General features: G+C 72.8%; 9 protein-coding genes. 7 read left to right on the top strand and 2 right to left on the bottom strand.

Features of this window, described 5'->3' with window-relative positions; genetic code table 11:
• Positions 1 to 120 precede the first annotated feature (120 nt).
• Together CLV56_RS13610 and CLV56_RS13605 are read left to right on the top strand one after the other, a co-directional pair.
• Entirely contained in the window at positions 121 to 3498 is a 3378-nt protein-coding gene (locus CLV56_RS13610) for a pyruvate carboxylase (RefSeq protein WP_100414962.1), read from the top strand.
• 146 nt (positions 3499 to 3644) lie between these two features.
• Positions 3645 to 4562, top strand: a complete 918-nt coding sequence (locus CLV56_RS13605) for a DUF559 domain-containing protein (RefSeq protein WP_100414961.1) — start codon at positions 3645 to 3647, stop codon at positions 4560 to 4562.
• Positions 4563 to 4648: 86 nt separating this feature from the next.
• Here CLV56_RS13605 and CLV56_RS13600 read toward each other — a convergent pair whose 3' ends face one another.
• On the bottom strand, positions 4649 to 6022 hold the full coding sequence (locus CLV56_RS13600; protein WP_245857825.1) for an NAD(P)H-quinone dehydrogenase: 1374 nt from the start codon (positions 6020 to 6022) through the stop codon (positions 4649 to 4651).
• Positions 6023 to 6158: 136 nt separating this feature from the next.
• Positions 6159 to 6797, bottom strand: a complete 639-nt coding sequence (locus tag CLV56_RS13595; RefSeq protein WP_039352690.1) for a biliverdin-producing heme oxygenase — start codon at positions 6795 to 6797, stop codon at positions 6159 to 6161.
• A 207-nt stretch (positions 6798 to 7004) separates the two neighbouring features.
• On the opposite strand from CLV56_RS13595, the gene CLV56_RS13590 reads away from it, so the two are divergent.
• Genes CLV56_RS13590 through CLV56_RS13570 form a run of 5 tightly spaced genes read left to right on the top strand, consistent with a single transcriptional unit; the run spans position 7005 to position 13237 of the window.
• Positions 7005 to 8120: a heme/hemin ABC transporter substrate-binding protein gene (locus CLV56_RS13590; RefSeq protein ID WP_245857823.1), complete on the top strand. Its 1116-nt coding sequence runs from the start codon at positions 7005 to 7007 to the stop codon at positions 8118 to 8120.
• A complete protein-coding gene (locus CLV56_RS13585) occupies positions 8117 to 9187 on the top strand; it encodes a FecCD family ABC transporter permease (RefSeq protein ID WP_039352685.1) in 1071 nt (356 codons plus the stop codon). Before CLV56_RS13590 ends, CLV56_RS13585 begins: the two co-directional genes overlap by 4 nt.
• Positions 9184 to 9993: a heme ABC transporter ATP-binding protein gene (locus CLV56_RS13580; protein WP_039352683.1), complete on the top strand. Its 810-nt coding sequence runs from the start codon at positions 9184 to 9186 to the stop codon at positions 9991 to 9993. Before CLV56_RS13585 ends, CLV56_RS13580 begins: the two co-directional genes overlap by 4 nt.
• Positions 9990 to 11111: a hypothetical protein gene (locus tag CLV56_RS13575; RefSeq protein ID WP_039352682.1), complete on the top strand. Its 1122-nt coding sequence runs from the start codon at positions 9990 to 9992 to the stop codon at positions 11109 to 11111. Before CLV56_RS13580 ends, CLV56_RS13575 begins: the two co-directional genes overlap by 4 nt.
• Positions 11111 to 13237: a hypothetical protein gene (locus CLV56_RS13570; protein ID WP_039352680.1), complete on the top strand. Its 2127-nt coding sequence runs from the start codon at positions 11111 to 11113 to the stop codon at positions 13235 to 13237. Before CLV56_RS13575 ends, CLV56_RS13570 begins: the two co-directional genes overlap by 1 nt.
• Positions 13238 to 13277: the final 40 nt, after the last annotated feature.

The following is a 13277-nucleotide window of genomic DNA, read 5'->3' as shown; positions in this document are numbered from 1 at the left end:
GGTGCGTCCGGACTGCGACCGCTCGCGAGCGGCCGCTGTGAGCCGCGATACGTTGTGACCGGCCCGGGCGCCACCGCCGCGCGAGCCGAGAACTGTCGCGCTCCCGATCGGAGTTCCTGAGTGTTCCGCAAGATCGTCGTCGCCAACCGAGGCGAGATCGCCGTCCGTGCGTTCCGAGCCGGCTACGAGCTGGGCGCCCGGACCGTGGCCGTCTTCCCGTACGAGGACCGCGGCTCCGAGCACCGCCTGAAGGCCGACGAGGCCTACCAGATCGGCGAGGTCGGCCACCCCGTGCGCGCCTACCTGGACCCGGAGGAGATCGTCGCCACCGCCGTACGAGCGGGTGCGGACGCGGTCTACCCCGGCTACGGGTTCCTGTCGGAGAACCCGGCGCTCGCCCAGGCCTGTGCCGACGCCGGGATCACCTTCGTCGGCCCGTCGGTCGAGGTGCTGCGACTGACCGGCAACAAGGCCCGTGCGATCGAGGCGGCTCGTGCCGCGGGCGTCCCGGTGCTCGCGTCGGTCCCCCCGAGCCGCGACGCCGACGAGCTCGTCGCGGCCGCCGACGCCCTCCCGTATCCCCTGTTCGTCAAGGCCGTCGCCGGTGGCGGCGGCCGTGGGATGCGTCGCGTCGACGACCCGGCGCACCTGCGCGACGCGGTCGAGACCGCGATGCGCGAGGCCGAGGGCGCGTTCGGCGACCCGACGTGCTTCATCGAGCAGGCCGTCGTCGACCCGCGCCACATCGAGGTGCAGGTGCTCGCCGACGCGACCGGCGAGGTCGTGCACCTGTACGAGCGGGACTGCTCGGTCCAGCGGCGCCACCAGAAGGTGATCGAGATCGCGCCCGCCCCGCGGCTCGACCCCGAGGTCCGGGAGCGGATGTGCGCCGACGCCGTGCGGTTCGCGCAGTCGATCGGCTACACGTGCGCGGGCACGGTCGAGTTCCTGCTGGGGCCCGACGGGTCGTACGTCTTCATCGAGATGAACCCGCGGATCCAGGTCGAGCACACCGTGACCGAGGAGGTCACCGACGTCGACCTGGTCCAGGCGCAGATGCGGATCGCCTCCGGCGAGACGCTGGCCGACCTCGGCCTGACCCAGGACTCGATCACGGTGCGTGGGGCGGCGATGCAGTGCCGGATCACGACCGAGGACCCGGCCAACGGCTTCCGGCCCGACACCGGCCGGATCACCACGTACCGCTCCCCCGGCGGCGCGGGCGTGCGGCTCGACGGCGGCACGACGTACGCCGGGGCCGAGGTCAGCGCGTACTTCGACTCGCTGCTCACCAAGCTGACCTGCCGCGGCCGCGACTTCTCCGCTGCGGTCGAGCGGGCCCGGCGTGCGGTGGCGGAGTTCCGGATCCGGGGCGTGACGACCAACCTCGCGTTCCTCTCCGCCGTGCTGGGCAACTCCGACTTCGTCGCGGGCGGCGTGACCACCTCGTTCATCGACGACCACCCCGAGCTGCCCGACCAGCAGCCGTCGGCCGACCGCGGCACGAAGCTGCTCAGCTACCTCGCCGACGTGACGGTCAACCGCCCGCACGGAGCCGCGCCGGACCTCGTCGACCCGCGGACCAAGCTCCCGCCCGTCGACCTGTCGGTGCCGGCGCCGTCCGGGTCGCGGCAGCTGCTGCTGGAGGTCGGGCCGGAGGAGTTCGCGCGGCGGCTGCGCGCCCAGACACAGGTCGCGGTGACCGACACGACGTTCCGCGACGCCCACCAGTCCCTGCTCGCGACCCGCGTGCGCTCGTACGACCTGATGGCCGCCGCGCCCGTCGTCGCGCGGACCACGCCCGAGCTGTGGTCGATCGAGGCCTGGGGCGGCGCGACGTACGACGTGGCGCTGCGCTTCCTGTCCGAGGACCCGTGGCAGCGGCTCGCGGCGCTGCGCGAGGCGGTCCCGAACGTCTGCCTCCAGATGCTGCTGCGCGGGCGCAACACCGTCGGCTACACCCCGTACCCGACCGAGGTCACCGACGCGTTCGTCGCCGAGGCTGCCGCCACCGGGATCGACGTGTTCCGGATCTTCGACGCGCTCAACGACGTCGAGCAGATGCGTCCGGCGATCGAGGCCGTACGGGCGACCGGGACGGCCGTCGCCGAGGTCGCGCTCTGCTACACCGGCGACCTGATGGACCCCGACGAGCGGGTCTACACGCTCGACTACTACCTCGGGCTCGCCGAGCGGATCGTCGATGCCGGTGCGCACGTGCTCGCGATCAAGGACATGGCCGGGCTGCTGCGCGCCCCCGCCGCCCGCCGGCTCGTCACGGCGCTGCGGGAGCGGTTCGACCTGCCGGTCCACCTGCACACCCACGACACGCCCGGCGGTCAGCTCGCGACGCTGATGGCGGCGATCGACGCCGGGGTGGACGCGGTCGACACCGCGGCCGCGTCGATGTCCGGCACGACCTCGCAGCCGCCGATGTCGGCGCTGGTCGCGAGCACGGACCACACCGACCGTACGACCGGCCTGTCGCTGCGCGCGGTCAACGACCTCGAGCCGTACTGGGAGGCGGTGCGCAAGGTCTACGCGCCGTTCGAGGCCGGGCTGCCGTCCCCGACCGGGCGCGTCTACCGCCACGAGATCCCCGGCGGGCAGCTGTCGAACCTGCGGCAGCAAGCGATCGCGCTCGGCCTCGGCGACTCCTTCGAGCAGATCGAGGACATGTACGCCGCCGCGAACGACATCCTCGGGGACATCGTCAAGGTGACACCGTCCTCGAAGGTCGTCGGCGACCTCGCGCTGCACCTGGTCGCGGTCGGGGCGGACCCGCGCGACTTCGCGGAGAACCCGAGCACCTACGACATCCCGGACTCCGTGATCGGCTTCCTCGCGGGCGAGCTCGGCGACCCGCCGGGCGGGTGGCCGGAGCCGTTCCGGACGCGGGCACTCGAGGGGCGGACGGTGAAGCCGGGTGAGACCGCCCTGGAGCCGGCCGATCGCGAGGGCCTGGCTGCGGATCCTCGCCGCACGCTCAACCGTCTGCTGTTCCCCGGCCCGACGAGCGACTTCGAGAAGGCGCGCAGCGAGTACGGCGACGTCTCGGTCCTGCCGACCGCCTCGTACTGGTACGGCCTGCGGGCGGGCGAGGACGTCGAGGTACGGCTCGAGGAGGGCGTGACGCTGATCCTCGGGCTCGAGGCGATCAGCGACGCCGACGCCCGCGGGCTGCGCAACGTCCTGTGCACGCTCAACGGCCAGCTGCGTCCGGTGACGGTGCGGGACCGCTCGATCGCGAGCGACGTGGCGAGCGCGGAGAAGGCCGACGCGTCCGACCCGATGCACGTCGCCGTGCCGTTCGCGGGAGTCGTGACGCCGGCGGTCGGTGTCGGGGACGTCGTCGAGCCCGGTCAGGTGGTGGCGACGATCGAGGCGATGAAGATGGAGGCTGCGATCACCGCCCCGGTCGGCGGCACGGTCGCCCGGCTCGTGATCGACGCCCCCCACCAGTCCGAGGGCGGCGACCTGCTCCTCGTCCTGGGCTGACCCACCGACCGCGATTTGTCGAGTTGCGGCGCGAATCCAATAGCGGGATCGCGCCGCAACTCGACAAATCGCGGTCGCTCGGGGCCTTGTCCACAGCCTGATCGAGCACCGCTCACGGGACGACTCATACGGACCAGGCTGTCGGGATGGACTCGATCCCGCCCGCGCTCCGAGGACGGCCGTTCACGCTCGCCGACGCATCCCCGTACGGTGTCGAGCGCCATCATCTGAGGACCCGACGGTTTCGACGGCTGCTTCGCGGCGTCTACGTCGTCGCGGACACCCCGCTCACGCTCACGACGTGGCTGCGCGCCGCGCTCCGCACCCTCCCCGAAGACGCCGTCGCGAGCCACCTCTCGGCGCTGCGACTGTGGGGGCTCGAGCTGCGCCGCCTCCACCCGCTGCACTTCTCGACGAACACCACCCAGCACGTGCTCCGACCCGAGCTCCGTCTTCACCGTCGGCGCGGTCGGCTCCACCCGTACGTCCGCGATGCGATCGCGTGCACCGGCCCCAACCGTACGTACGTCGACTGTGCGACGATTCTGAACACGATCGAGCTGGTCCAGGCGGCGGAGTCCCTGATCCATCGCGAGCACACGACGAGGGCGCAGCTCGCGGCGTACCTCCAGCAGTGCCACCTCGACGGCGTCCTGCGGGCCCGCCGCGCCTTCGCGTTCGTCCGCGAGCGCGTCGAGTCGCCGATGGAGACGCTCGTACGGCTGGCTCTCGTGTTCGCTCGCCTACCGGAGCCCGACTGCAACCCCAGGCTGTTCGATCGGGCCGGCCTGTTCGTCGCCCGGTGCGACCTCGTGTACGAGGACTACCGCGTCATCGTCGAGTACGACGGCGTGTGGCACGAACGGTCGAAGCACCAGCGGGCCCGCGATCGGGACCGGCGCGAGGCGCTCGAGAAGCTCGGCTGGACCGTGATCGTGGTCTACGACACCGATCTCGCGACGAAGCGGGCGATCGTGTGGCGCGTGTTCCAGGCCCTGCGCGACCACGGATACTCGGGCGAGCCGCCACACTTCAACGCCACGTGGTCCCGTTGGTTCGACTGACCGCGCTCCTCCCCGATTCGTCGACTTGCGACGTCAATCCGGCGGTGGGATCGCGCCGCAACTCGACAAATCGCGGTCGGGACGCGTCAGCGGCGCTGGTGGAGGCGGCGTGCGGCCTCGGCGGTCGATCCGCTCATCGACGGATAGACGGTGAAGGTGTTCGCGAGCTGGTCGGTGGAGAGTCCGCAGGAGACGGCGAGCGAGACCGCGTGGATCAGCTCGCTGGCGCGGGGCGCGACCACCACGCCGCCGATGACCGCACCACCCCCGGGTCGGCAGAACAGCTTGACGAATCCGTCGCGGACGCCCTCCATCTTCGCGCGGGGGTTCCCCGAGAGCCGCAGGGTCAGGACCTCGGCGTCGACCTCCCCGGCGTCGACCATCTTCTGGCTGACCCCGACGGTCGCGATCTCCGGCGCGGTGAAGACGTTGCTCACGACCTGCCACAACCGCAGCGGCTGGACGGCGTCGCCGAGCGCGTGCGCCATCGCGATCCGCCCCTGCATCGCCGCGACGGACGCGAGCATCAGGACGCCGGTGACGTCGCCGGCCGCGTACACCCCGCGGGCGCTCGTCCGCGAGACCCGGTCGACCGACACGAACCCGCCGTCGTCGGTCTCCACCCCGGCCGAGTCGAGCCCGAGCCCGTCGCTGTTCGGGATCGAGCCGAGCGCGAGCAGGCAGTGCGAGCCCTCGACCGTACGGCCGTCGGTGAGCGTGACGAGCACGGTGTCGCCCTTGCGCGCGACCGAAGCCATCCGCGAGCGCGACAGGACGTTCATGCCGCGCCGGGTGAAGACCTCCTCGAGCACCACGGCCGCGTCGGGGTCCTCGCCGGGGAGCACGCGGTCCCGGCTCGAGACCAGGGTCACCTCGCAGCCCAGCGCCTTGTACGCGCCGGCGAACTCCGCACCGGTGACGCCCGACCCGACGACGATCAGGTGCTCCGGCAGCTCGTCGAGGTCGTAGACCTGCTCCCAGGTCAGGATCCGCTCGCCGTCCGGCACCGCGCTCGGCACGATCCGCGGGTGTGCGCCGGTCGCGAGCAGCACGACCGGGCTGCGAAGCTCCTCCGTGCCGCCGTCGTCGCGCGTGACCAGCACGGTCTCCGGGCCGTCCAGCCGCCCGGTCCCGGAGATCATCTGGACGTTCTCCCGCTCCAGGCGGCGGCGGATGTCGTCGGACTGCGCGAGCGCGAGCCGCTTCACCCGGTCGTTGACCTGATGCAGGTCGACCGTCTCGTCCCCGACGCCGCGGATCCCGAGCTCGGACGCGGCCGAGACCTCGGTCATCAGGTCGGAGGTGGCGATCAGCGTCTTCGAGGGGACGCAGTCGGTCAGGACGGTGGAGCCGCCGAGGCCGTCGCGCTCGACGACCGTGACCTCCGCCCCGAGCTGCGCAGCGACCAGCGCTGCCTCGTACCCACCTGGACCTCCACCGACGATGACGACGCGATTCACGCCGTCCATTGTCGCGCACACTCCCGTACGTCACCTGCTCGGGCGCCGCGTCCACGATCTGCCGACTTCCGGCGCGAACCGACGCCACAGATCCGACCGGAACTCGACGAATCGCGGTCGGGAGAGGCGGGAGGGGTCAGCGTGACATCTCCGCGAACAGCGCTTCGTTGCAGGCGAAGGCGGCCCGCACCTCGTCGACCACCCGAGCGGTCTCGCCGTCGCTCAGCCCCAGCCCGTCGAGACGCGCGCGGTAGGCGTCCTTGTACGGCTTCGGCTTCGGCACGGCGTCGAAGGCGTAGAACGACGTGCCGTCCGCGCCGACGCCGTACTCGCGCTGCAGGATCCGCCCGATCGCCTGCCCGCCCGAGAGGTCGCCGAGGTAGCGCGTGTAGTGGTGCGCGAGGTACGGCACCGGGTCGCCCGCCGTGGCGAGGACGCGGTCGGCGTACGCCCGGGCGGCCGGACCGATCCCGACGCGCTCGGCCCAGTCGTCGCCGACGATCGCCCTCAGGTCGGACTCGATCGACGGGAGGCGGTCCAGCGCGGGGTCGTGCACCGCGGCGACCACGCGGTCGGACGCGAGCGACCGCCCGACGGTCTCGAGCGCGTCGTAGACCGGCGCGAGCTGGCGGAGGAAGCGCCCGTAGGCGGCGACGTCGGAGCGGCCGGCGAGCAGGTCCGCCATGAAGGTCGACGACTCGGCGGACTTGTGCTCGGCTGCCGAGCCCTCGCGCATCGCCGTGGACAGAGAGAGGGGGGCGACGGTCGTGGTCATGGGGGTACCTCCGAGGCCGGTAGTGGCGTTCTGACGTCGTGTCATGTCATGATGACACAGCGTCAGGATGCTTCTGACATCACGTCACAATATTCGGACACCCTGTTCATAGGCAAGGCTACCCTGTGTTAGCCTCCACTCAGTTATTGAAGCCTTGCCTATCGCGATCGCCTCTCGGGCCCTCGGATCGCGAAGAACGGAGCAGCCGTGCTGCGGCGTCCCCCCTCGCTCTCCCGGACCTGGACCCCGGTCGCGCTCCCCGCCCTCCTCGTGGCGATCCTCGCCGGCTGTGCCACCCCGGGCCCGCAGGCGGAGGCGTCCGGCACGATCACGGACATCCCGGCCCTCGCGGAGGCGACGCCCGCCGACGACGCGAAGGCGTACGAGGGGGAGCTCCAGCTGGATCTCGGGGACGCGATCCCCGAGCCGGTCACCGAGGACCCCGTGCAGGACCTGCCGACCACCGTCACCGATGCGCAGGGGACGAAGGTCGAGGTCGACGCCGCCCGACGGGTGCTCGCGCTCGACCAGTACGGCACGCTCTCGCAGACGGTCTACGAGCTCGGACTCGGCGACCTGCTCGTCGGCCGGGACGTCTCGACGACGTTCGAGCAGGCCGTGGACCTGCCGCTCGTCACCCAGAACGGTCACGAGCTGAACGGCGAGGCGATCCTCGACCTCGAGCCCGACCTGATCCTCACCGACACGTCGCTCGGCCCGTGGGACGTGATCGAGCAGATGCGCGACTCGGGCGTGGCCGTGGTCGTCGTCGAGAGCGGACGCAGCCTGGACAACGTCAGCGAGCTGATCGGGCAGGTCGCCGGAGCGCTCGGCGTCCCGGACGCCGGCGACGCCCTCGCGAAGCGGACCCAGGCTGCGATCGACGACGTCGAGGCCCAGGTCGAGGCCACGACCCCCGCTGCCGTCCAGGAGCAGCTGCGGACCGTGTTCCTCTACGTCCGGGGCCAGTCCGGCGTCTACTACATGTTCGGCGAAGGGTCCGGCGCGGACGCGCTGATCGACGCCGCCGGCGGGTACGACGTCGCCCGGGAGATCGGCTGGGACGGGATGAAGCCCCTGAACGACGAGGGACTCCTCGCCGCCCAGCCGGACGCGATCCTGATGATGAGCAAGGGCCTGGACTCGGCCGGCGGCGTCGACGGGCTGCTGGACCGCTACCCGGCGCTCGCGCAGACCCCGGCCGGACAGCACCGCCGCTTCATCACCCTCCCGGACAGCCAGATCCTGTCCTTCGGCCCCCGCAGCGCCGACGTGATCAACGCCCTGGCGGTCGCGCTGTACGCCCCGGAGGCGCTGTCGTGACGACGAGCGCCCCGGCCGCGACACCGACGGCGCGCATCAGCGGCACGGTCCTGCTCTTCGGCGGCCTCTCCGTCGCGCTCGTCACGCTGGTCGTCGTCTCGGCGGGCACAGGTCAGCTCGCGATCAGCCCGAGCGAGGTCGTCGGCTCGGTGCTGCACCGCATCGGCATCGACGCCGGGCCGATGCCGGCCCACCCCGAGGGCGACGCGGCGCTGTGGAACATCCGCTTCCCGCGCGTCGTGATGGCCGTGATCGTCGGTGCGTCGCTCGCCACGGCCGGCGCCCTGATGCAGGGCGTCTTCGGCAACCCGCTCGCCGAGCCCAGTGTCGTCGGCGTCTCCGCCGGCGCCGCCGTCGCCGCCGCCACCGCGATGGTCTTCGGGCTGGCGGCGCTCGGCACCTGGACCGTGCCCGCCCTCGCCTTCGTCGGAGGCCTCGTCACCACCCTGCTCGTGTACGCACTGTCGCGTGCCGGCGGTCGTACGGAGGTCGTCACCCTGGTGCTCACCGGGATCGCCGTGAACGCCGTCGCCGGGGCGCTGCTCGCCCTGCTGATGTTCCTCGCCGACACGCAGGCCCGCGAGGAGATCGTGTTCTGGCAGCTCGGCAGCCTCAACGGCACCCGCTGGGACTACGTCGCCGTCGTCCTGCCGTTCGCGGTCGTCGGGATCGGCGTCGCGATGCTGCTCAGCCGCAAGCTCGACCTGCTCGCCCTCGGCGACCGCGCCGCCCGCCACCTCGGCGTCGACGTCGAGCGACTGCGGATCGTCTCCATCACCCTGGTCGCCCTGCTGACCGCCGCCGCGGTGGCGTTCTGCGGGATCATCGCCTTCGTCGGCCTGGTCGTCCCGCACCTCGTGCGGATGGTCGTCGGGCCCGGCCACCGGCTGCTGCTCCCCGCGAGCGCCCTGGGCGGCGCGGTCCTGCTCGTGGCGGCCGACCTGGTCGCCCGCACGGCCGTCCCGTTCGCCGAGCTGCCGATCGGCATGCTCACGTCCCTGATCGGCGGCCCCGTCTTCTTCGTGCTGCTCCGCCGGACCCGCGCGACGTCGGGAGGGTGGGCATGAGCGCGTCGGCGCACCGGCCCCCGCTGCAGGTGCTCGGGGCGCAGGTCTCGTACGACGGCGTGACCGTCGTCGACGAGGTCGACCTGGACGTACGGGCGGGCGAGATGCTCGCGCTCGTCGGCCCGAACGGCGCCGGCAAGTCGACGCTGCTCGGCGTGCTGGCCGGCGACGTGGACCTGACCGCGGGCCGCGTCCTCCTCGACGGCGAGCCGATCACGCTGCGCAGGTCGGGCGAGCTCTCGCGACGGCGCAGCGTCCTGCTCCAGGAGCACCGGCTGTCCTTCCCCTTCACCGTCGTCGAGGTGGTCGCGATGGGGCGTGCCCCGTGGTACGGCCGCGACGAGGAGGACGCGGACGAGGCGGTCGTCGCCGACGCGATGCGCCGTACCGACGTCGAGCACCTGGCTCGCCGCCGCTTCCCGACGCTGTCCGGGGGCGAGAAGGCGCGGACGTCGTTCGCCCGGACGATCGCGCAGGAGACGCCCATCGTGCTGCTCGACGAACCGACCGCCGCGCTCGACATCGCCCACCAGGAGGCCCTGCTCTCCGAGGCCCGGCGGCTGGCCGACACGGGGCACGCGGTCGTCGCCGTGCTGCACGACCTCTCGCTCGCCGCCGCGTACGCCGACCGCGTCTGTGTTCTCGCCGACGGACGGGTCCGCGCCGACGGGCCGCCCGCCGACGTGCTGCGAGCCGACCTGATCGAGGACGTCTACGGCTACCCGGTCGACGTCTTCGTGCATCCCCGGACCGGCGACCTGCTGGTCACCCCGCTCCGTCCGCACCGCCTGGAGGTGCCGCGATGAACCGCACCCGTACCCCGGCCCGCCTGCTCACTGCTGCCGTCCTCGTGCTCGCCGGCCTGAGTCCGGTCGTCCTCGCCGGGTCGGCGCAGGGCGCGGCCCGTGTGACCGTCACGAACACCGACGGCGGCTCCACCGCCAGCGCCTCAGGCCCGACGACGCTCGCGGTCAGCGGCCGCGGGTTCCAGGCGGTCAAGGGCGGCGCCGGCGGGATCTACGTCGCATTCGGCTGGGTCTCGGACCCGACCGGCGGCTCCTGGGCGCCCTCGCGCGGGGGCTCGTCCGGGACGGACTACCGCTACGTGCCGGACTCCCGCGACGCGTCGAACGCCGGCCACCAGCGCTTCGTCGCGTTCCCGGGCGCCGAGACCGCCTCGTCGGCGAACGACGTGATGAGCGGATCGGGTGGCTGGAGCGTCACCGTGAGCGTCCCCGGACCACGATTCACCTCCGTCGACGCATCGGGCAGCAGCGTCGAGGTGGACTGCACGCAGGTCACGTGCGGTGTCATCACCATCGGTGCGCACGGGATCACCAACGCCAACAACGAGACGTTCACCCCGGTCACGTTCAGCGGCACCGCGAGCGGCGGGTCGGCCTCCGCGGGCTCCGAGACCGACGGCGGGTCCGCCGCCGCGACGGCCGTACCGACCGAGGCCGCGACCGTAGCCCCGAAGCCGGCCGGCAAGCCGAAGGTCGCCGTCGACCGGTCGACCGCAGCCGTGGGCCGGGTGCTCGCGTTCACCGGCTCCGGCTTCACCCCCGGCGAGCAGGTCGTCGCCGTGCTCGACGACGGCGTCGCCGCGGTCGGCCCGCTCGGCGCGGGCGCATCGGGCGAGATCGCCGGCGTGCTGCAGCTGCCCGCCGGGATCGAGCCCGGGACGCACGTGCTGCGGCTGACCGGCGCGGCGAGCGGCGCGGCGCCCGAGATCGCCTTCGCGGTCGCCCCGGCCACGGTCGAGACCGAGGTCACCGAGACCGCCGCAGCCGACACGGGTCCCACGACCGCCTCCTGGCTGTTCCTCGCCGCCGGGGCGGCGCTGCTGCTCGGCGCCCTGGTCGTCGCCGTCCTCCGGGTCCGCCGGTCCCGTCGCCCCCGACTCCAGGCAGGAGCCCACTGATGCGCAGGATCGTCGTCGCCGTCTGCGCCGCGCTCGTCGCCCTGACCGTCCCGTGGGCGGTCGCCTGGGGCGAGGAGTCGGCGACGACCGCGCGCGAGGTCACCTCGGCCACGCTGCGCTGGGGGCTGTCGAACGAGGCGAACAACGCCGCGTTCGCACCGGGGACCTACAACTTCCTCTCCGCGGGAGAGGTGCCCGACCCGGGCGGCCCGGGCCAGGAGGTGCCGCGGTCGGACTGGTCGGCGAGCGCCCCGGGCGTCCGGATCGAGAAGCGGCGGGCCGACGGGTCGTACGGCCTCGCGACCTGGGCCGGGCTCACCACCGACGCGAACGGCGTCTCGACCCGCCCGGCGACCAACGGCGTGTTCTCCGACCACCAGGTCGTCCTCGACGACGCCTCCGGCTGGGTCGACCCGACCAGTGGCCGCGCGGAGGTCACCTGGGACGGGACGTTCAGCGCCGTGGCCTACTCCGGGATGACGTTCTTCGTGGTCAGCGACCCCGTCCTCTCCGTCCGCTCCAACGGCACGGGGACGTTGACCGCGACGCTGTCCGGCTACGGCTCGTCGCAGAGCGACCCGAACGCCTGGAACCCGGTCAGCCCTCGCACGGTGACCATGGCGACGCTGTCGGGCGTCTCGGTCGGCGACGACGGCACCGTCGTCACACCGGACTACGCCGGGGTCGCCGCGACGGGGGTCAGCACGCCGCAGAACCGGTCGCAGAGCGGCTGGGGTGCCTGGCCGCAGTCGTTCCTCGACTTCCAGACCGTCGCCGGTTCCGCGGAGTACTGGTACAGCACGGGCTCGTCCGTCGACGCGTACAAGGCGCCCCTGCCGATCGAGCTCGCCTGGACCCTCGCCGGGGACGTCGTGGTCGACCCCGAGGAGCCGGAGCCGACCGACCCGACACCGACGGCGCCGGAGCCGACCGGCCCGACACCGACCACGCCCACGTCCCCCGGCAGCGGCACGGGCGGGGGTGGCACCGCCAGCGGCACCTTCACCGTCGACGACGCCCAGCTCCGATGGGGTGTCTCGAACGAGACCAACAACGCCGCGCACGCCCCGGGCACGTACAACTTCTTCTCCGCCGGCTCGGTGCCCGACCCCGGTCGTGGCGGCGAGACGATCCACGAGCGGGACTGGTCGGCCCACGACGGCGACGTCCGGATCGAGAAGGCGACGTCTGCCGGCACGTACCGCCTCGCGACCTGGAAGGGCCTGAGCACTGCCCCCGACGGCGGTGCCCTGACGTCGGCGAGCAGCGGTGTCTTCTCCGACCACCAGGTCGTCCTCGACGGCGGCAGCGGCACCGTGGACGTGAAGCGCAGAAAGGCCACCGTGCGCTGGACGGGAACGTTCACGGTCCTGCTCTACTCCGGGATGTCCTTCTTCTCGGTCTCCGACCCGGTCCTGAAGGTCCGCGACGGCGTCGGCCGGATCGACGCGACGTTGAGCGGGTACGCCTCCGACCGGGACGACACCAGCGTCTGGGAACCGGTCGCGCCGCGATCGGTCCGCCTCGCGAACCTCGGTCGGGTCTCGCTGGAGCGCAGCCGCGGCTTCTCCGCCCGCCCGTCGTACGCAGGGGTGCGCTACTCCGCGCCGAGCGGCTCGATCGCGCAGAACCGCTCCGCCGACGGATGGGGCGCGTTCCCGTCCTCGTTCCTGCGGTTCGTCGAGAAGATCGGGACCGCGGCGTTCTTCTACAGCACCGGGTCGTCGACCGACCGCTTCAAGGCCCCGCTGCCGGTCACCGTGAGCTACGAGGCCTCGACCCCCGCGAAGGTGCCTGCCGACGACGACGACCCCGCGGACGGCTCCGCCGGGGGCACCACCTCCTCGCCCGCGACGACCGCGGCTCCGACGGGAGCAGCCTCCCCCGCACCGGCGCCCGCGGTCGGCGCGGCGGCTCCCGCGCCGCTGTCGACCGGCACCGCCTCCGACACGGTCGTCGGCGCCGCGGTCCCGGTCGGCACCACGGAAGGGATCCAACCGGTCGCCGCGACGACGCCCGCTGCACCGCCGGCCTCGTGGCCCTGGTGGGCCGGGGCCGCCATGGCAGTCGGTGCTGTCGCCGTGACCATCGGCTCCCGGCTGCTCACCCGGCGCCCGAGCCCGTGAACCCCAGCCGCCCCACGACCGACCGACCCACCCCAACGTG

It is taken from the genome of Mumia flava (genome assembly GCF_002797495.1).
In the GTDB taxonomy this organism is placed as follows: Bacteria; Actinomycetota; Actinomycetes; order Propionibacteriales; family Nocardioidaceae; genus Mumia; species Mumia flava.
This window is presented reverse-complemented; position numbering and strand designations above follow the sequence as displayed.